Annotated in this window: 18 protein-coding genes and 1 tRNA gene; 12 read left to right on the plus strand and 7 right to left on the minus strand. The window is 25.8% G+C overall.

Annotated features, from left to right (window positions below; translation table 11 throughout):
• Positions 1–215 precede the first annotated feature (215 nt).
• Entirely contained in the window at positions 216–743 is a 528-nt protein-coding gene (pyrR, locus tag Q1J76_RS00100) for a bifunctional pyr operon transcriptional regulator/uracil phosphoribosyltransferase PyrR (protein ID WP_300365023.1), read from the plus strand.
• 58 nt (positions 744–801) lie between these two features.
• Here pyrR and Q1J76_RS00105 read toward each other — a convergent pair whose 3' ends face one another.
• Positions 802–4335: a coiled-coil domain-containing protein gene (locus Q1J76_RS00105; RefSeq protein WP_300365026.1), complete on the minus strand. Its 3534-nt coding sequence runs from the start codon at positions 4333–4335 to the stop codon at positions 802–804.
• A gap of 2 nt (positions 4336–4337) precedes the next feature.
• Positions 4338–4655 (minus strand): SLBB domain-containing protein, encoded by a 318-nt coding sequence (locus Q1J76_RS00110; RefSeq protein ID WP_300365030.1) that lies wholly within the window; start codon positions 4653–4655, stop codon positions 4338–4340.
• Positions 4656–4882: 227 nt separating this feature from the next.
• Here Q1J76_RS00110 and Q1J76_RS00115 point away from each other — a divergent pair, with 227 nt between their 5' ends.
• The gene (locus Q1J76_RS00115; protein ID WP_300365033.1) at positions 4883–5356 is read left to right on the plus strand and encodes a chemotaxis protein CheX; all 474 of its coding nucleotides are present in this window, start codon (positions 4883–4885) and stop codon (positions 5354–5356) included.
• A gap of 7 nt (positions 5357–5363) precedes the next feature.
• Positions 5364–5696 carry a hypothetical protein gene (locus Q1J76_RS00120; protein WP_300365037.1) on the plus strand — a complete coding sequence of 111 codons (333 nt, stop codon included), beginning with the start codon at positions 5364–5366 and terminating at the stop codon, positions 5694–5696.
• Here Q1J76_RS00120 and Q1J76_RS00125 read toward each other — a convergent pair whose 3' ends face one another.
• Both Q1J76_RS00125 and Q1J76_RS00130 read right to left on the minus strand, forming a co-directional pair.
• Complete coding sequence (locus tag Q1J76_RS00125; protein ID WP_300365040.1) at positions 5697–6836, minus strand: HD-GYP domain-containing protein; 1140 nt, start codon at positions 6834–6836, stop codon at positions 5697–5699.
• Positions 6837–6946: 110 nt separating this feature from the next.
• Entirely contained in the window at positions 6947–7957 is a 1011-nt protein-coding gene (locus Q1J76_RS00130; protein WP_300365042.1) for a hypothetical protein, read from the minus strand.
• 163 nt (positions 7958–8120) lie between these two features.
• Here Q1J76_RS00130 and Q1J76_RS00135 point away from each other — a divergent pair.
• A tRNA-Leu gene (locus Q1J76_RS00135) sits at positions 8121–8204 on the plus strand.
• A 29-nt stretch (positions 8205–8233) separates the two neighbouring features.
• Positions 8234–8590 (plus strand): response regulator, encoded by a 357-nt coding sequence (locus tag Q1J76_RS00140; protein ID WP_300365045.1) that lies wholly within the window; start codon positions 8234–8236, stop codon positions 8588–8590.
• Here Q1J76_RS00140 and Q1J76_RS00145 read toward each other — a convergent pair.
• Positions 8585–10375 carry a sensor histidine kinase gene (locus Q1J76_RS00145; RefSeq protein ID WP_300365048.1) on the minus strand — a complete coding sequence of 597 codons (1791 nt, stop codon included), beginning with the start codon at positions 10373–10375 and terminating at the stop codon, positions 8585–8587. The two genes, Q1J76_RS00140 and Q1J76_RS00145, sit on opposite strands and share 6 nt — an antisense overlap.
• 8 nt (positions 10376–10383) lie before the next feature.
• Entirely contained in the window at positions 10384–10989 is a 606-nt protein-coding gene (locus Q1J76_RS00150) for an HAD family hydrolase (protein ID WP_300365051.1), read from the minus strand.
• 473 nt (positions 10990–11462) lie between these two features.
• Here Q1J76_RS00150 and Q1J76_RS00155 point away from each other — a divergent pair, with 473 nt between their 5' ends.
• The 7 genes from Q1J76_RS00155 (at position 11463) to Q1J76_RS00185 (ending at position 19695) form a co-directional block, all read left to right on the plus strand.
• Entirely contained in the window at positions 11463–13481 is a 2019-nt protein-coding gene (locus Q1J76_RS00155) for a ring-infected erythrocyte surface antigen domain-containing protein (RefSeq protein WP_300365054.1), read from the plus strand.
• Between the two features lie 21 nt (positions 13482–13502).
• Complete coding sequence (locus tag Q1J76_RS00160) at positions 13503–16247, plus strand: AAA family ATPase (protein ID WP_300365057.1); 2745 nt, start codon at positions 13503–13505, stop codon at positions 16245–16247.
• A gap of 29 nt (positions 16248–16276) precedes the next feature.
• Complete coding sequence (locus Q1J76_RS00165) at positions 16277–16540, plus strand: hypothetical protein (protein ID WP_300365060.1); 264 nt, start codon at positions 16277–16279, stop codon at positions 16538–16540.
• Between the two features lie 14 nt (positions 16541–16554).
• Positions 16555–17349 (plus strand): type I methionyl aminopeptidase, encoded by a 795-nt coding sequence (map, locus tag Q1J76_RS00170; RefSeq protein ID WP_300365063.1) that lies wholly within the window; start codon positions 16555–16557, stop codon positions 17347–17349.
• 92 nt (positions 17350–17441) lie between these two features.
• Positions 17442–18551, plus strand: coding sequence for a chorismate synthase (gene aroC, locus Q1J76_RS00175; protein ID WP_300365065.1), 1110 nt, complete (start codon positions 17442–17444; stop codon positions 18549–18551).
• 233 nt (positions 18552–18784) lie between these two features.
• Positions 18785–19153 (plus strand): hypothetical protein, encoded by a 369-nt coding sequence (locus tag Q1J76_RS00180; protein WP_300365068.1) that lies wholly within the window; start codon positions 18785–18787, stop codon positions 19151–19153.
• A gap of 113 nt (positions 19154–19266) precedes the next feature.
• Positions 19267–19695, plus strand: a complete 429-nt coding sequence (locus Q1J76_RS00185) for a hypothetical protein (protein ID WP_300365071.1) — start codon at positions 19267–19269, stop codon at positions 19693–19695.
• 4 nt (positions 19696–19699) lie between these two features.
• Here the strand turns inward: Q1J76_RS00185 and Q1J76_RS00190 are convergent, their stop codons facing one another.
• Positions 19700–20890, minus strand: coding sequence for a cation:proton antiporter (locus tag Q1J76_RS00190; protein ID WP_300365074.1), 1191 nt, complete (start codon positions 20888–20890; stop codon positions 19700–19702).
• Positions 20891–20956 lie beyond the last annotated feature (66 nt).

A 20956-nucleotide genomic window follows, 5' to 3' on the forward strand; every position in this document is an offset into this window, starting at 1 on the left:
TTTCTGTTGTGTATTATACTGTTTCATAGATATTCCTTTTTGTTTTTTTTAGCAATTTAAATTATAAGGAATATCTCATTTTTTTTAAACTAAAAGTGTGCAATATCTATGGAACTTAAACAAAAAGTAAAAAATAATTATGTTGCTTTTTTTCCTTTTAATCGTTATAATTTTAAAAATTCATGATTTAGATTAAAGTATTGAAGGAGTATAAAATGAGAGTTTTACTAAAAGCTGAAGAATATGAAAAAGTGCTTCCTAGATTGGCTGCTGAAATTATTGAAAAAGAGGATATGGAGAAATTAGTTATAGTTGGTATAAGAAGGAGAGGCGATTTTTTGGGTGTGAGATTAAAAAAGCTTTTAGAAGAGAAGATTAAAAAAGATATTCTTATTGGGGCAATAGATATTAATCTTTATAGAGATGATTTATCTATTCTTTCAGAATTTCCTGAAATTAAAGAAACTGATATACCTTTTGATATTACTGGTAAAACTGTACTTCTTATTGATGATGTGCTTTATACTGGAAGAACTATTAGAGCAGCTCTCAATGCTTTATTTGATTATGGAAGACCTAAAAAAGTATCTTTACTTGTTTTGGTAGATAGATTCGGCAGGGAATTACCTGTATCTGCTAATTATGTCGGAGTTGCTCTTAATGTACCGCAGGATCAATATGTATCTGTAAGGGTAAAAGAGCTTGAAGGGGAGGATTTGGTTTTACTTAAAGATAGAAATTAAAAAATATCGATATTTTTGATAATAAAAAAGGGACTTTTTTGAAGTCCCTTATTCATATTTAATCTCCAAATTTTCTAAACAGAGATGAATACATATCATAGAACTCTGTTTTGGAGAAATCATTTAAATCTTCAGGAGACATTTTTTCAACAATATTTTTGAAATATCCAAATAGTTTTTTAAATTTATTAATTTCATTTTCTGATAATAATAGATCTGGTTTATTGCTGTAATCATTAGTATTTTCATTGGATTCTTCAGATTCAAATAATTTTATAGCATGATCTAAATCTGATTGCGTAATTTCTCCATCAAAATCTTCTTCATCAGGAAGTTTATTTTCTTTTTCTTCCATTAAAATAGATTCATTATCATCACCCAAACTAAATTCTTCTTCAACAGCCACATTGTCATCTAAATTTTCCTTTTCAATAGTTTTTAATTCTTTTTCTTCAGACATATTAGTCTCCTTCTTCAAAAGTTCATCCATAGAATCAAAATGTTCTAAAGATTTAGCTTTATTATTATCTTCTTTATTATCATTTTCATTTGTTTTATTATTTATTTGTATAAGTTCTATACCGTCTTCGCTATCACCCTTTATTATGTTTTCCAACATATTTAAGTCAGAATCTTTTATTTCATCTATCTGAACATTATTTATGTATACAAGATTTTCTAATTCTTCTTCACTTACATCTTCATCTTCAAATTTATCTACATCATCTTGATACATTTCTTTTTCTTCTTCACTCAAATCTTCTTCGGCTTGATTCTCTACTTTATTCAAATAACCCTCAAACATATCTTTATCTTCATCTGATAAATCTTCTTCTTCTTCAGCTGTATCTTCTTGTGTATCAGTTTCTTCTTTTATCTCTTCTAACTCATTATCATTAACTTCAGAAACAGAATAATTATTTTCTCTATAATCATCAGTTATGCCTTCTTCGTTTTCATTGATATATCCGTCATCTATCTCTTCTAACTCATTATCATTAACTTCAGAAACAGAGTAATTATTTTCTCTATAATCATCAGTTATCTCTTCTTCATCACTTTTTGAAGATTCATTATCATTTATATCAATATCTTTAGTTATTAAATCGAGTTCATTTCCTGATAATTGTATTACATTATCATTTTTATCCATTTCTTCATTTATAAAATTTGATTCATCTATATAATCAACATTATCTATATCAGGTACTATTACATTTTTATTATTATATTGTACATTAATTTCATCTTCTTTATCTTTTAAATTATCTTCTTTTATAAGATCTACTTCTTTAGGTTCTTCATCATCTATCTCTGGTAATTCCAAATCTTCATCTACAGTTAAAGAATCATTATCCTGTATAATTATAGAACTATCATCATCTAAATCTGGTATTTTAATTTCTTCATCATCTATTTTATCTTCTTCTATGTCTTGATTATTGGTAGACTGATTATTAAAGAAATCCTGTAAATTAAACTCTTCAACACAATCAAGAATTTCTAATTCTTCTTCTGTCAAACTATCTTTTTCATATACTTCTTTCATAAGAACATTTTGTTCCTCAGAATATATATGTTCAACTACATAATTTTGATCTTCAGAAAATACAGCATTTTCCAAATCTATATTATCTTTGGCATAAAAAGTTCTTTTTACTTTTGTTCCATCTTCTGTTTCTATTAATGTATATTTATCTAATGATAATTCTTCAGAAATATTTTCTTCTTGTACTTCCTGAGAGCTTTGAGTTTCTTCTTGTGTGTTTTCTAATTCTTCAGTACTTTCAATATCTTCTTCTTTAGAAATTTCCTGCTGAGTAGGATTTTCATTAAGATAATCTTCATCTAAATGATTAATATCCAAAAGCTCTTCATCAGAATATTCTTTCATTTCTAATTCATTTTCTTCTTGTATTTCTACTTCCTGAGAGCTTTGAGTTTCTTCCTGTGTTTTTTCTAATTCTTCGGTACTTTCTTTTTCTAATTCTTTTAAGCTTTCTTCTTTACTGATTTCAAAATCATCTAAACTAATACTTTCTAATTTTTCTAAACTGCTTTCATAATCTTCTGCAATGTTTTTTTCTTCAGAAGTTTTTGCTTTTTCTTGTATGTCTTCTAATTCTTCTAACCCCTTTTCTATATCTGTTTCTAAATCTTCAACAGTTTCTTCTATATTACCTTTTTCATCTGAATCTATATTTTCTTCTAGTTCTTCTAAATCTTCTATACTAATTTTATCTTCTTCAGTTTGAACTTCTTCCTGTATATTTTCTAATTCTTTTAAACCTTCTTCTATACTTGTTTCTAAATCTTCTGTGCTAATTTTCTCTTCTTCAGTTTGAACTTTTTCCTGTATATTTTCTAATTCTTTTAAACCTTCTTCTATGCTGGTTTCTAAATCTTCTGTGCTAATTTTATCTTCTTCAGTTTGAACTTCTTCTTGTATATTTTCTAATTCTTCTAAACTTTCTTCTATACTGGTTTCTAAATCTTCTAAATCTATACATTCTTCTATATTAATTATATCATCTAAATTTATATCATCTACTTCTTCTTCATTACTTTCCAAATTCAAATTAATGTTCTCATCTACAGTATTTTCATCATTTTCTTTTTTATTTATATTAGATAAACTTTCCTCTAAATTATCCAATTCTTCCAAATTCAAACTTATTATTTCATCGGAAGAATCAGTTTTTATATTATTTTCCTCATTTGATTTATCTTTGGTTGCTGTTTCTGTATTAATTTCCTTATCTTTTTCATCTTCATCATTGTATAAGATATGGTTAATGTCTAGAAGTTCCTCATCTGTATACTCTCTCATTTCTAAACCATGAGCATTATCTTCTTTTACATCTTCATTATCATCATCTAATTCATTTTGCTGAATATCATCTTCATTTGTATCATCTTCTAATAAATCTAATAAATCATCATCACTATAATTATCAACATCATCATAATATTCTTCTACAGATTCATTATCATTATCATCATCATCATCTAAAGGATTAACTTCTTTAAAAGTACTATCTAAATTAAAATCTTCAACGGTTTTAATATCATCAAGTTCATTTTTTAGTAGAATTTCTTCATCTGTTTTTTTATGTACATCAGAATGTATTTCATTAATTATTTCAGACTGTTCAGAGGATAATTTTTCAGAATCATTAGCCTTTTCAATTTGCCCATCAGTTTTTATACCATCAGGAAATAGTTTTGACATGTCTATTTCAGAATCTGTCAATTGATTTGCAACTTCTATATCGCTGTCTGATAAGCTTAAAGTTTCCTGAAGATTTTTATATTTTTTTGTTTCTTCTTCTGAATATGTATCGCTTTCTAACTCTATTTTCTGTTCATCTTCAATGTAATTATTAATATTGGCAATATTTTCTTTTTTATATTCTTTGGATGTGATTTTTCCATATATTTTAGGACTGTCTTTATCTGTATTTCCAACTGATATTACTGGGAATTCATTTTCATTGATTTCTATAGTTCTATCTATAAGTTTGTTTATATCATACTCATTGAGTGAGATGTCTTTATTATATTCAAAAATACTAGCGAATTCTTTTTCCACTATCAGTTCTCTTCATAATTTTTTCTTATAGTTGAATATCTTTTTTGTATATTAATCGTAGTATCATTTGTTATTGGTGTGTTATAGTCAAATTCAGCAGGTAAAAAACCTAGTTCGGTCATTCCTCCGCAAAGCTCCAAAACTTTTGATACAGAAGTTCCATATTTACAAAAATATACTCCCTGATTAACAACCGCTCCTTTTACTGTAATACTAATCAATGTATTATTTGTATCTGTATTTTTATAAAAGAAATTTAATATTATACCAAATACAAATATTAATAATGTAAAAGATAAACAAAGTATTCTATCTCTCATAATATTATCGGTTATTTTATTATATAACTAAACCATTTTATTTAATGATATCATTCTTTTTATTTGTAGTCAAGATTTATACAATTAATATATAATTCTTTGTATATTATTATATAAAAATCTTTCTTTTTTGCTTGAATATTTATATATATAGTAGTATACTGTTAAAAATATTATATTTATTTCCGATAATCATGCGTAAATAAAAATTATATGGTGTTATATATATGTTTGACTTAGATGTAGTAAATGCTTTTAGCAAAGGCACAGTAATTATATTAAAAAGTTATTTCAATTCAAAAGTAGGCAAGGGCGATGTGAGAATATACAGAAATGCCAATCATGTAGGTGGGGTTATTGTTTTTGTAGGTATTACAGGAGATTTGAGTGGAAGACTTATGTTTAATATGAGTAAGGCTACTGCTTTTAAATTAGCTTCAGCTCTTAATATGGAATCCATAACTACAATAGATGATATATTTATTGCTACTATTAAAGAATTCGTTAATATGGTTGCAGGAAGTGCTATTAATGATTTATCTACAAAACATATAGATTTGGATATGACGCCTCCTGCTATACTTATGAGTGAGCAGATGTCTATGCTTGAAAAAGAAAATGATAAAATATTATCTATAAATTATAAAACAGAACTTGGTGAAATATTTATGAATTTAATATTATTCAATCAAACTAAGTGATAAATTTGTGCCTAAACTTATACAATATTCCATACTTATTTTTATCTTTTTTTTATCTTTAAAAATTATCATCACTAATATAATGATCTCCAAAAAGGCTAATGCTTTTTTGAATAAATATTTCAAAGATGAAGATAAATTATATTCTCTTAAAGAGGTATCAGATGCATTTATATTAGAAGAAGATCATTTTTTAAAACTTTTATCTACTTTAGAAAAATACAATTACTTTTCTTTTTTTAATAAGAGAGGTGTAACAATGGTAAAAGATTTCTATTCAAAATATGAGTTGAAATATTTAGTTAGGCTTTTATGTAAAAAACAAAAATTAAAGATTTAATTACATTATTTCTTTTATAAAGATATCGTTAGAAGTAGATAAATCAACTATTTCCAAGCCATCGCTTACAGTTCCATCCAAATGTTTAACTATAGAAAGTACTGGTCTTAATGGTAAATTCGGATTTTGTTCTATAACCCTTGCAATGCTTCCATTAGAAAGCTTAACTCTTGTATTATTAGGATAAAAACCTACAGCTTTTTGAAATGCTTTAACAACATCACTGTCAAAATCTTTTTTGGCAAGCGATATTATTATTTTTACGGCTTTATCAGCAGGACAAGGCACTCCATGTTCTCCTTTTGTTATTAAATTATTAAATGTATTGCAAATAGATACTATTTTACTGTATAAACTTATATCTTTATTATCTTTTTGAAAAGGGTAACCGCTTCCGTCATATTTTTCATGATGTTCCAATACTATATCTGCAATATTATCATCTAAATTATCTCTTTTTACCAATTTATATCCCTGAGTAGGGTGCTTCTTTAAAATATTCTCTTCCTCTTTTGTTAGATTTGATTTAGTAAGAAGACTTTCCTGAATAAGTACCTTTCCTATATCATGAACTAATGCCCCAAGCATAATATTAGCCATATCTACTTTAGTAAGATTTAATTCTCCTGCAGTTATTGCAGATAAAGTGGCTACATCTACAGCATGCTTATACATTGTTTCATCTTTTCTCTTTAACATAGATAGATATGAATGAGCATCTTTATTTTCTACAATAGATGAAAGCATACTATTGACTTCTTTTTTCATCGAATCAAAATCTATACTTCCCCCACTTCTTGCAGTTTCATATAATAATTTAGTTTTTTCTATGGTAATTTCTTTATTTTTTGCAACTTCTTCACTATCTATTTTTAATATTTTTTTACCGTTTTCTTCTATAACACCTCTTAAAACAGCCTTACTACCATCTCCAGATGTATTTACATGATTTTCTTTTTTCAAATCTAAAAGTTCCAATACACTAATAGTTGTAATAGAATTTCTTTTTAAAGTTTCTATGATATCTTTTGTGATTATAGTTCCAATATCTACTATTCTTTTATCATCGCTATTATATATATTACTTGCTACTTTCATTCCTTCTTTTACTTCATTTAGTGGTATAGTAATCTTTGGCATTTAAAATATCCTCATAATAAAATAATAAGTCATCATATTGTTCTATATAATATCATATAGTTGTATATTATCAAGTAAAATTATGTTAATTTATTAATATAAAAATTAATTTATGTAGTTTTACCAAATCTTATAGAAGTTACATTATATTTATTAAGTCTTAATATGAACATTGCTAATATTACAGCTAAAAAGAATGCTGATATTATAAAATAATTAGCTATTGATACACTTGTTTCATTTTTTATACTATTTAATCTTTCTGATTTTAAATTTATACTCTCATCTACAGCATTAGCAGCAGATATATTTCCGCTTTCCATTAATGAACCTTTTCTCATTCTCAAATTATCTATTTCTTGAATAATATTATCGGCTTCTCTATCTTTTTTTATTTTTCCATATAAGCTGTATCCCCAAGTACCTATTCCTATAATTGATAAAATAGATGTTATTATGATAAGTACAAATATGGCAAATTTCCTTTTTTTTATGCTTAAATTTGATATATTTAATGATTTTGATTTTATTTCTTCAATATGATCTATAAGTTCTTTAGATTCTGGGTATGTTAATCTAGCTTCTTCCATGCATGATAAAAGATTTAACATAGATTTATATCTTTCTGATCTTTGAAAACCTAAATATAATTTATCTATTTCTTTTATCTTATCTTCTACAGTATGTTTAACAGTTTTAGGTTTTAAAAAGTATGATTTTTTATTTTTTTTCTTTTTGCTATTATCATATTCTAAAGTTTCTTCATTTTCATCTTCATTTTCTAAGAGATTAATATTATCATTTTCATTATTTTCTATGAATCCTTTATCTAATTTTCTTATTCCACCTAATGTACTTTCCTGACTTACCGTATTTCCATTCTTATCTTTTACCTGAACTCTTATTCCGAATGTGTTTCTGAACATAGCTTCGGCACTTTCTACACTAGTATCTTTATTTATAACTATAAAAGCTTTTTGATTTTTTCTAGGATCTGCTATTTCAAATAGTTTAATATTATCTGATTTATGTGCACCTTTATATATACCAAGTGATATCCCAAATTCTCTATCAAAAGCATCAAGCAACTTTGATATTGACATATCTAATGTAATCTTCATAATAAACCTCATTAGTGGCTATTTTATAATATTTTACAATAAATAAAACATATAATTGTAAAAAAAGAAAAAATATATAACATAATACTTGATTTTTATTTACTATAATTTATAATCTAAGCTATTAAAAAATTAAAGTAATTGGTTTTGATAATTACATATTGCCGAGATGGCGAAATTGGTAGACGCAGCAGACTCAAAATCTGCCTGAGGCAACTCAGTGAGGGTTCGAGTCCCTCTCTCGGCACATTAAATTACTATAAATGAGTGTGCCTTATGAATTACTCATCTATAATAATAGACGATGATAATAACAGATTGAATAAAGTCAAAGCTGCTTTAGAAAGTTCATCTGTTGATGTTTTTATAGCTGAAAATTTATATGAACTTATAAGTAAAATATATAAATATAGTATAAAAAATTTGGTGTTTAATCCTAATTTAGCTTGGATTAATGTTATAGAATTTATTTCAGAACTTAAAAAACTTCCGAATTTCGATGAATTTACAATCTTTTTCCTATATGAAAATATGGGGATTGATTTAAAAAAAGAAGCAAAAAAACATAATATTATATGTATGAAATATCCTTCTCATATTAATAAATTAGCTACAAAAATAGTATCTTTATGATTGAATCATAAACTTTATAAAGAAAGTAGTACCTTCATTAATTATGGATTCTACATCTATAGTTCCATTATGTTCTGAAATTATTTTTTCTACTGTTGAAAGTCCTATACCTGTTCCTTTTTCCTTTGAAGTGAAATACGGCTCAAATATTTTATGCAAATTATTTTTTTCTATACCAATACCTGTATCTGTTACGCTTATTATAAAAAATTCATTTAAATCAATAATTTCATGATATGATGATATGTAAATAATAGAACTTTGAGATTTTTCCATAGCTTCTACAGCATTTTTTATTAAATTTCTGAAAGCCATCATCAATTTTTCCCTATCCATATTAATAAAGTAATCATGTTTACTTAAAACTACATTAAATTTTATATTACCAGTGTTTTTAAAAGATTCTAACACTTCTAATAAAGCTTCATTTATAGATTGTTTATTTTCTGATAATTTTATGGCAAATGAAAATTCAGAAAAAGATTTAGTTAAACTTGCAATAGCATCAGCATTTTTTATTATAAGCTTTGCCGATTTTTTAGCTTTTTCAACATCGATATCCGTCATATTTGTAGATATTCTTCTGTCTATTAGTTCTGCATTCATTATTATGGGCATTAACGGATTTTTTATTTCATGAGCTACTTTAATAGCAGCTTCCCTCCAAGTTTCTAGTCTTGCTCTAGTGTTTTCTCTATCTCTATGATATTTTAATGCTCTAGCCATTACATTGAATCTATGTATAAGATTTCTCATATCATGAACACCACCAAGCTTCATATCTATATTAAAATCAGCATTCGTTATAGAATTTGTAGCATTTAGAACTAAACTTATAGGTCTTGTTATAAGTCTTGATAAAGCTATACCAAATATTATAGAGAAAAAAGTTGATATACCCAATACAAATATATATAGTAAATTAAGTATCATAGAGAATTCGGTTGTGAATATATTTACAGAATTATATATTCTAAATGATTCCAAAGCATTATTTCTTATTTCTATATAATTTTTGGGCATAACTTCAGACCATACAACATAATTATTACTATATGATAATGGTATAATAGCATTTACATAGAACAATTCATTATATTCACTATTAATAAATATAGTATCAGTATTATTTAATTTATAATTAATATCAAGTGGTATATAATTGGTCGAGTTAAAAAATATTATATTGTTGCCATTATATGAATTTGATAAAAAAACTATATTATTAAAATACTCTGAATTTTTTAATATTTTATTAATATCGTTATAATCCATATTTTCAGTTTCTAAATTATGAAATATATTATTAAAATATCCTACTCCTACTTTTTTTATGGTATCAAACATAAATTCTTGTTTATCTATTATTTCTTTATTTGAAGCATCTATTATATATTCTACTGAACTATTAATATTCTGATTCAAAAATAGATTTAAATTTGTTTTGATAATATATGTAGATATTTTACTTATAAATATACTTGGAATAACAGTCATAAGTCCCATAATAAGTACTATTACCAATTTTAAATGTGATCCTTCTTTTTTCATTATAGCATCAACTATGAATTTTATTATGATAATTATCCCTATAACTATACTTGTAAATGGGAAGAATAATACAGAAAATATATAAAATTTATTTGTGATATTAGGTTCATATATAAAACTGCTTGCCCAAATAGCTGCGATTAGATTTATTATAGTAAATATGGATATAAGACTTGGGAATAATATACCATATCTATTTTTTATTTTTTGAATTAATTTTTTAATTATATTCATGATGATTATTATTTTTTTAGTATATCTTTTAATATAATTTTCATATCATCTATTTTGTTTAATTGTACTGCATTTATACCCATTTCTGCGGCACTATTAACATTATTGATATTATCATCTATAAATAGACATTCTTCTGCTTTTAAGTCAAATTTTTGCAAAAAATATTCGTATATATCTTTATTTGGTTTAATCATTTTTATATGTGCTGAAACAACCCCTCCAATACAAGTATCATAAAAGAAGTTCGTTTCTTTTCTCAGTATTTCAAATGTTTCAGATGGCATATTTGAAAGATAGTATATATCATATCCTTTATCTTTATATTTTTTTAATAGTGAAATATTATTTTTATTTTTGTTTAAACATAATGTTAAACCATTATCAAACAAATCATTTATAATTTTTTCATATTTTGGATTTGTTTTTATGAATAATTTTCTAGCATCTTCAAAAGCCAAATCGCCCTTATCCATAAGATGCCAATTTTTATTTTCAAAAGTATTTTCTATGAATTGTTTTTTATCTATTTCATCTATATTTTTATTGATGAATCCTTTCACATTAAATTCATAGAGTACATTTCCTATATCCGATATAATATTCTTAATCATAAATAAATACCTTAAAAAACTATTTTATTATTATATTTTTGCTGAAATGTTTGTCAAGTAATATTATTATTTTTATAAAACAATAATAAATATTATGTTAATTTTAATTACAGTATTGACAAATAATGAAAAAGAATTTATATTGTAATTACTCTGCTGTTCTCGTTAAGCGATGTTACATTCTTGCGCCAGTATAAATTAATGCATAAGGGATCTAGAGTGAAGCATTAATGATAGGCTCGCCGTTATCGCGATACGGTTTTGAGAAATCAAGGTCATGTTTCTGAGGAACCCACCTGACGCGAAAGCTCAGGCGCATTTATGTCGTGTACGACTCAGCGGAGCTTTTTTATTAATTCAAATAATTCATTTCCATAATAATAAAAGATTTCAAGTAAAATTTAGTTTAGCCGATAACTAATAATAGTTTTTTATATCTTTTTAGAAGATAATTATTATTCAAAGGCTATGTTATGAATGAAAATAAAAAGCAAAAAGTAATGAAAACAATTTTAAGTTTGATGATATCTTTTCTTATCATATTTATAGTGGCTATGTTCACACGTGCTGCAAGTAATACAATATTACCTGAAAATAATTCTGTAGCAATATTGATAAATGATTATTTAGATATGATGATGCAAAGAATGGATAAAATAGCGGTAAAAATGAAAATAAAAAGAAATAGTGTATCTGAATATCAGGTTAATTTGATAACTCAGTCTATATCTGATTATGTGGGTTATAATATGTATCAAACCGCTGATTCTTTAAAAGATTTTGATCCAAATAATATACCTGTAAAAAAGGAATTGGATAAATATAAAAATAGTTATTATAAAATGACAGTTGAAAATCCATATTTAAGAGGAATGACTATTTTTAATATAGATGGAAAAATGCTTTTTAATTTATATTTATCAAGAAATAAATCTTGGCCTTTAGAATTACATAATAATTTAATAAATGAAATTAAGAATAAAGGTTCTTTAGTTTTAAATGCTACTAATGAAAATGCCTTTTATATAATGGAATATATCAAAAACTCTCATGGTGAAATAATATCAGCAACTAGAAATGATTATGCTTATGTATCTGATATTGCTATGTACTATCAAGTTGCTGATAAAAGACTTTATGTAAGCGATGCTAGAAATTCTGTTTATAATGTTAGAGAGGCAGTTGGAGATAACAATATAGAAAAAGTTTCAAGCCTTATAAACAGATATGCTTATTATAAAAAACAGCCTAGTTTTATGGTTAATGATTCTCTTTCTGTTTCTATGATAGGTAAGGAATATCCTAATTATTTTGAGCTTATAGTATTAGCTTTAACTGCATTACTAATATTGATTTGTCAATTATTAATTAAAGCTGTTGCTCATTTCTTTAAATATATTATACAGATTAAAAGAAATAGAGATTATGTTGAAAGTGTAATGGGAAGTGATGAACTTATAAATAAAAGTATAGTGAATAATGAACTTCCTAAATCTAATGCTATTGAGGATATGCCACCAATTATTCAAAAGGTATATTATAAAGTGCCTGATGAGTATTTAAAAGAACATAATGAGGATAAAAAATTTAATATAGGTAATGATATATTAAATATAGTTTCTTCTATCAAAGAGGAAATAAAGATGTCCAAAAATAAATTTGCATTTTCAAAAGAAGATCTTTTAGAAGATACAAATTCTTCAGAAGAGATTAAAGAAAATACAGAGAATATAATAAAAGAAAATACAGAAGATATAGAAAGTAAAAATGATGTTCCTGTAATAGTAAATGAAAATAATGATATTGAAGATTCTAATAATATGATAGAAGATGAACAAATGAATGATGATGATATAGAAAATGCATTTGCTTCTATAAAAAGAGATTTGCAAGAAGAATATGAAATGGCTATTGAAGAAACATTTACTGATGATGGCATATATGATATTGAAGATATGATACAGGAGAATTCTATAGAAGATGATAATTTAGTAAGTGCAGAATATGAGGCGGATATAAAGGATGCAAATGAAGAGATAGAAAACATAAAATATGAAAAGTTTATGTCTATATCAAATGAGCAATTGAATAATATATCAATAAATAATCAATTTAAAACCATTGATGAAAATGATTTAAAAATCAAAAATGAATTTAATAGAAAAATAGTAAAAAATGATTTATTGTCAATTTCTAAAGATGAAGAAGATAGAAGTTCATTATTTGAAACTAAAAAAGAGGATAATTATATAAATAATGATTCTCATAATATTAGTATGAGTATATTAAATTCATACAATAAAGCTATCGATAATATAAAAAATGAAAATAAAGTTAATGAAGAATATAAAGAAAATAATTCTGCAAAAGAAGAAATAAAAAAAGTTGATAATTCAAGAGCAGATGATGTATTTGCTGCTTTTGATAAAATGCTTTCTTCTATAATAAACAAAGCAGAGGAAGATGCTAGAAAAAGTATAACAAAAAAATAATAGTTGTTTAGAGGTGATTATATGTCTGACAAACATAATAAGATATCTATCTTTGTATATGTATCTATATTAATGAATTTAATAGTTTTGGCCCTATTCATTACATTCGTATTTGGGCTTAAAAAAGATGCTTTTGATGTTGATACAAAAAAGCTTGATAGAAATGCTTTGATATGTCAGAATAGTATAGTAAATCTTGTAAAGGATTATGATAATAGACTTAATAAGATAGTAGATAGTTACCCTTTTATAAACTTATTACAGCAAGTTATATTGAATGGTATAGATGAAGCTGAGAGAGATAGAATTATATCAATATTTAGAAGTGGTAATTATCCTTTTGATACTGTAGCATTGTATTTAGCCGATGGAAAATCAGTATTTTCTTCTACTGTAAAGACTAAACCCGTTGATTTGGAAAATTATAAAAAATCTAAAGCTATTGCATTTTTTGATAAAGATTATGATGGTGTATATTTTGTAAAGCCTATAAAAAATGATAGGGGAATAGAAGTAGGGTATATAGTAGCAAGTGTATTTAAAAAAATATTTGAAAATACATCTTATAATTTGAACTTTGCCGTTCTTCCTAATGGAGTAGTTTATTATAATCCTTCCATAGATATTAATAGTATATCCATAGATAGCTTAACACAGTATATGAATAAGGATATAGGAAGTTCTGGAAATATTGAAACTGATAATAGTACATTTGCCTTTTATTCAGGTAAGGTTAAAGATATAGATAATTTTAGTATTGGTATATTGGAATTAAGTGTTCCTATAGTACAGAGATATTTGAAATATATTATATTGGTACTTTTATCATTATCTTTTATATTTTTATTAACTTCTTCTTTAATAGGGATAGCTGCACCTGTCAATAATATTAAAAAAGATGATGAAGATGATATATATGATGAAAGCGATCTTCCTATAAATAATTATGCTAATGCTAATATTGTTAATGATGAAGAATTTAATATAGATGATTATGACAGCAATATAGAAGATTTAGATGATGATAGTATTAAATATTTAAATAAAAGAGATAGAATAACAAAACAGAGTAAACTTGATTTGCCTGATATAGATGATGTTGAGGATATAAAAGTAGAAAATAATACTTCTAGTTTGGATAGTATAATAGATTATGATGATGATATCAAATTGGATGATATATTAGAAGACGGAGGAGAATCAATAAAAAATGATGATGATGATGAAGTAATTAAATTAGATGATATATCCTCTTTAGACAGTGAATTAGATGAAGCAGACGAAGAAGATGAGAATATCAAATTAGATGATTTATCATTATTAGAAAATGTCGAAGAAGCAGTAGAAGATGAGAATATCAAATTAGATGACTTATCATTATTGGAAAATGCAGAAGACGATAGTGAATCAGAAGATAGTATCGAATCAGAAGAAGTACCTAATTTAGATGATGTATTAGAAGATGAGAATGAAGAAGAATCTAATGCAGAAGAATCAGAAGAAGAAAATACAGAAGATAATTATCCAGAGATGAAAGAGTATACTGATGAAGAACTTTTAGATTCAGATCATATATTGGAAGAAGAAGAAAATAATGAATCGGAAGATAGTATCAAATCAGAAGAAGTACCTAATTTAGATGATGTATTAGAAGATGAGAATGAAGAAGAAGCTAATGTAGAAGAATCAGAAGAAGAAAATACAGAAGATAATTACCCAGAGATGAAAGAGTATACTGATGAAGAACTTTTAGATTCAGATCATATATTGGAAGAAGAAGAAAATAGTGAATCAGAAGAAGTACCTAATTTAGATGATGTATTAGAAGATGAGAATGAAGAAGCTAATGCAGAAGATACAGAAGATATAAATGAAGAAGTTTTAGATGATGAAAATGATTATGATAATAATATATCAGAAGATACTGATGATGAATTGGAGGAAGTTGTTGATGATAATAATTCTAAAGAAGATGATATTATAAAAGGTATTGATGATATTATAGATGATAATAATGAGGGGGATATTTTGATAAGTCATGGATCAATTTTAGAAGATGAGATAGTAAAAAAAGAAGAAGAATATTTCTCTTCTAGTGATGCTTTTAATTTCTCACTTAATAGAGATTTTTTATTAGGTGAAAATGAAGATGAAGAGATTGATAATAATGCAGATAGTAATGATATATCACATAGCTTTAATAATGAAGAATATGATGATGAAGAAGTTATAAAGCCTGCCAATGAAAATGATAGTTTTGATACAGAAGATTTAATAGATAAAGACTTGTATGATCCTGAAGAAGTTCCTAAAGCACCTGATGATTTTTATAGAGAGGCAGAAGAGAAAGTAAAAGAAAATATGACTGCTAGTTGGAGAAATGTTTTGAAATCTCTTAGAGGTAAAAAATTTATTAACAAGAATATGAATGATATGTTGGAATGGGTGAAAGAACAATCAGGACTTGATATTAAGCATGCTGCTATGCTTGAAAGAAGAGATGATGGAAATTATTCTATAGAAGACTCTCAAAATATATCTGATGATACAAAAAATAAATTGAATATAAATGAAAATGAGGCTTTATTCAAAAAGATATTGTCACATAAAAAAACATTGTATGTATCTGATCCTTTCGCTTCAGATTCTATTAAAAATAAATTTGGTGTTTCAGATAGAGAAGATATATCTCATATGATATTCGTACCAATAGAAAATGATGAAGGAGGATTAAAATCATTTTTTATAGGACTTTCTAGTAATTGATTTAATTAAAGAGAGGTTGCAGTAAATAGATGGAATATTTTATCGTAGTATCAGCTTTTATAGTTATAGGAATAATAGTTAGTTTAGTTTTCAGCAATGTATTGAAAATAAAAGTATTCGGCGGTTGGATTATGATGTTTCTTATAGCTACTGTTGGTGCTTTGCTTGGTTCTTACTACTTACCTAGAGTTAGTAATATACAATATATTAAAATAAATTTATCATCTGCTATTTTAGGATCTATTATATTGGTAATTCTTTTATATATATTTACTCCTAAATCTTTGAAGTAAGAGGGTATATCAATATGTTTATAAAAGAAGTTAAAGAAATAATAAAGCCAAGCATAAAAGATGAAGAGGCTATATCTAATATAAGAAAAGCAGCCGAAATAGCACAGGATTCTATAGATTTAGCTTTTAAACTTTGTATGTCTGGTGTAAGAGCTTCTAAAATTGATAAAGAAGTAGAAAAATATATAAAAAGTAAAAATGCTTATCCAGCTAATTTTGAAGTCCCAGATTATGGATTTGCCACAAGTATATCAAGCGGAAATGAAATAGCACATGGAAGACCTACTAATAATAAAATACTTGTTCATGGAGAACCTGTATGCGTTGATGTAGGAGTAAAGTATAATGGATGTTATGCTGATTGTGCTAGAACTATAGTTATAGAAGGTGGTATGGGATCAGTTAATCATAGAGCTTATAAACTTATAGAGGCATGTAAAAAGTCTTTGGAATATGCTATTTACAAATTAAAGCCTAATGTTCTTTTAAGCGAATATGGAAGAACTGTTGAAAATAAAGTTCATGAATATGGATTTAAAGTTATAAAATCTCTTACAGGTCATGGTGTTGGTTATGAATATCATGAAGCCCCTTATATATTTAATTTTTATCATCCTAATAATGATGTTTTATTAGAGCCTAATATGGTGCTTGCATTAGAGCTTATGATTACGAATGGAACAGACAAGTACGAAAAAGAGAAAGACGGCTGGACTTTATCTACTCCTGATTATTCTTTAGCTGTTCATTTCGAGCATACTGTTTTAATCACTCAAACAGGTGTTGAAATATTAGGTATAAAAAAGTAATTAATTTAATACATCATTTTACTTTACAGTTCTATATGGAAAGTTTATAAAAGATAATATATACTAATATAACATTTTTTAGGAATATATTTATGGGAAGCGTATTTGGAAATAATATTAAATTAAGTTTATTTGGGGAATCTCATGGCGAAGCTATAGGATGTGTCATAGACGGTTTTCCTTATGGTATTAATATAGATAATGAATTTATAGAAAAAGAGATGAATAGAAGAAGGGCTAAAAATGCCAAGATTGCAACAGCAAGAAATGAGGCTGATAAGCCAGAAATATTATCTGGTATACTTGAAGGAAAAAGCACAGGAATGCCTATTGCTGCTGTAATAAAAAATGAAAATAAAAGAAGTGGAGATTATTCTAATTTAAAAGTCATTCCAAGACCTTCTCATAGTGATTATACTGCTATGCTGAGATATGATGGATTTAATGATATAAGAGGAGGCGGACATTTTTCTGGAAGACTTACTGCTCCTTTGGTATTTTCTGGGGCTTTATGTAAATTGGCACTTAAAGAAAAATTTGATATTACTATAGCTGCTCATATCAAACAAATATACAATATTAAAGATAAATACAAAAATAATACTTTTCCAAGCTATGAAGATTTTATAAATAATTATGATAAAGAATTGGCTGTATTCGATGATGATGCTATGAATAAGATGCTCAAAACTATAGAAGAGTCTAAAATGAATATAGATTCAGTGGGAGGAATTATTACTGCTGCTGTATTTAATATGCCAGCTGGATTTGGCGAGCCTTTTTATTCATCTATAGAAAGTAGAATAGCCCAATCTTTATTTGCTATACCAGCAGTGAAAGGTGTAGATTTTGGACTTGGATTTGATTTCGTTAATTATAAGGGAAGCGAATGCAATGATGCTTATACTATAAAAAATGATGATAATATAAAAACTATAGAGACAAAAACTAACAATAACGGCGGAATATTAGGCGGCATATCAAACGGCATGCCTATAATAGTTAATACAGTTATCAAGCCTACTCCTTCAATATCAAAAGAGCAATTGACATTAAATATAGAAACTAAAGAGGAAGAAGTCCTTATTATTAAAGGGCGTCATGATCCATGCATAGCAGTAAGGGCTGTTGCTGTTATAGAAGCTGCTATTGCCTTTTCTATACTTGATTTATGTATAGATATGAAGGGCAGATTAATTTAATGTTAAGGAGTATATAGAATGAAAATAAATTAATTTCTTTTATTAAAAATAATAGAAAAGAATTATTAACTATTTTTATAATATTTATAACATCAAGAATATTATTCATTATTTTACTATATGTAGGTTTATATCATTTACCAAATAAAGGAACTTATGATATAAATAATATATTAGAGATATTTTATAGATGGAATGATGCTTCAATTTATATAGATATTGCTAGATACAGTGTGCATTTGTCTTATTATGCTTTTGCTCCAATATATACTATATCAATAAAATTTTTTTCATATATATTTTTAGGTTCTTATGAATTTGTGGGCTTTTTTGTTACAAATATATCATTTATATTATTTATGATACTTTTTTATTATTATATAAGTTTTTATATATCTAAAGAATTTTCTATGTATGCTGTTATAGCATTAATAATTTATCCTGCTTCAAATTATAATACTATACTTTATACAGAATCTTTATTTTTTTTAAATGTTATAATATCTTTAATAGCATATAGAAATAAGGATTATATGATAGCAGCATTATTTTGCGGACTATCAACTTTAACAAGAATAACAGGTATTGCTTTATTAGTATGATATGGTATTGACATGCTTATTACATATATAAAAGCTAAAGATTTTAGTATTAAATCTATATTAATTCTTTTAAAAGAAGGATTAAGTTTTTTGGCTGTTTATGGCTTATGTTTATGTATGCCAAAGAGGGAAATGCCTTTTATTTTTTTGAATCTCAAAAAGCATGGGATAGAGAAGTTCCTAATCCTTTTATTATACCATTTGTGATAAAATTATTAATTCATATATTTCAATATCCTTCTTTAAGAACATTTTTAGAATTTTTATTACCTATGGTAATGATTACATTTGCTATTTTTAGTATAAATAAAATGCCTATTTGTTTTACTGTATATTCAATATTTACAATTATAATGCCTTTAACTACAGGAAGTACTTGGAGTTTTACAAGACTTCCTATGGTAGCATTGGCAGCATATACATTTGTAGGCATTCAATTTGAAAAAAATAAAATCTTTAAAATAGTTTATTTTTTAATATACTTTGTTCTGTATATTATATTTTCAGGAACTATGGGGCAGTTAAGAGGAACATACATATAAAATATTATTTATGCTCTAATAATTTTTTATATGAAAACTCTATTGCAAAAGTTCCAAGAGGTGCCGTTATGAGTATTGCAAGTACAGCTATTACTAGTATAATTTCTCCTGATGCAAATCCAAGAGATAGAGGAATAGAACCTATTGCAGCTTGAACTGTTGCTTTAGGACAATATGCTAACATAGAAAATAAACGTTCTTTTTTATTTAAATTAGTTTTTATTAATGATAAAAATACTCCGAACATTCTGAAAATCAAAGCTCCGAATATAAGTACAATTCCAAAAAATCCAGCTTTTAAAGCATAATTAATATTCATAGCAGCACCTACAAGCACGAAAAGAATAATTTCAGCAGCCACCCAAAGTTTAGAGTATTTTAATGAAAGTCTTTTAGATAATTCCTCTTTTGACTTTTTTAAATATGCTCCTATACTCATAACCGCCAAAAGTCCAGAAAAACCTATTATTCCTCCGAATATATTAGATATAGAATTTTCTATGGTTACAAGTATAAAAGATATACTTAATATTATAACTACTTTGGCACTATCTCTTATATGAAATCTTGTAAAAAATTTGGATAGTATAAAAGCTATTAGTATACCTATTATCAATCCTAGAAGTATAGAAGTAGGTATTTTTATAAAGTTGAGAAGAGAAATGTTTCCATCTTTGAGTAAAGATGTAAAAGAGGCAAAAAGTACTATTACAAATATATCATCTACAGAAGCTCCAGCCATCAATAATTGAGGTATGCTTTTGTTTGTGCCGTATTTTTCATCTATAAGTTTTAACATTTTTGGTACTAATACAGCAGGAGAAACAGCGGCTACAACTGAACCCATTAAAGCAGCATCTAATATTGTAATATTAAAAAGTTTCGGAGCTATTAGAATCATTCCTATTATTTCAAGACTTGCAGGAACAAAGCACATAAGTATAGCTGGTCTTCCTACCTTTTTTAAGTCTTCTATATCAAGATTAAGTCCAGCCCTTGTGAGTATTATAATGAGTGCCAATTCTCTTAAATCTGCTGATATTGAAAGTATTGAATTATCTAGCAAATTAAAACAATAAGGTCCAAGAAGTATTCCTGTTATTATAAGTCCCAAAAGAGATGGAAGTTTTAAAAGTGAAAATAATTTTCCTAATATCATTCCACATAAAAATATCAAAGCTAAACTAAGAAGCATAAGTATGAATCCTTTTATTAGTATTTGATTTTTATATGAATTATGATATTAAAAGAAATAATATAA

The organism is Brachyspira sp., assembly GCF_029258575.1.
GTDB lineage: Bacteria > Spirochaetota > Brachyspiria > Brachyspirales > Brachyspiraceae > Brachyspira.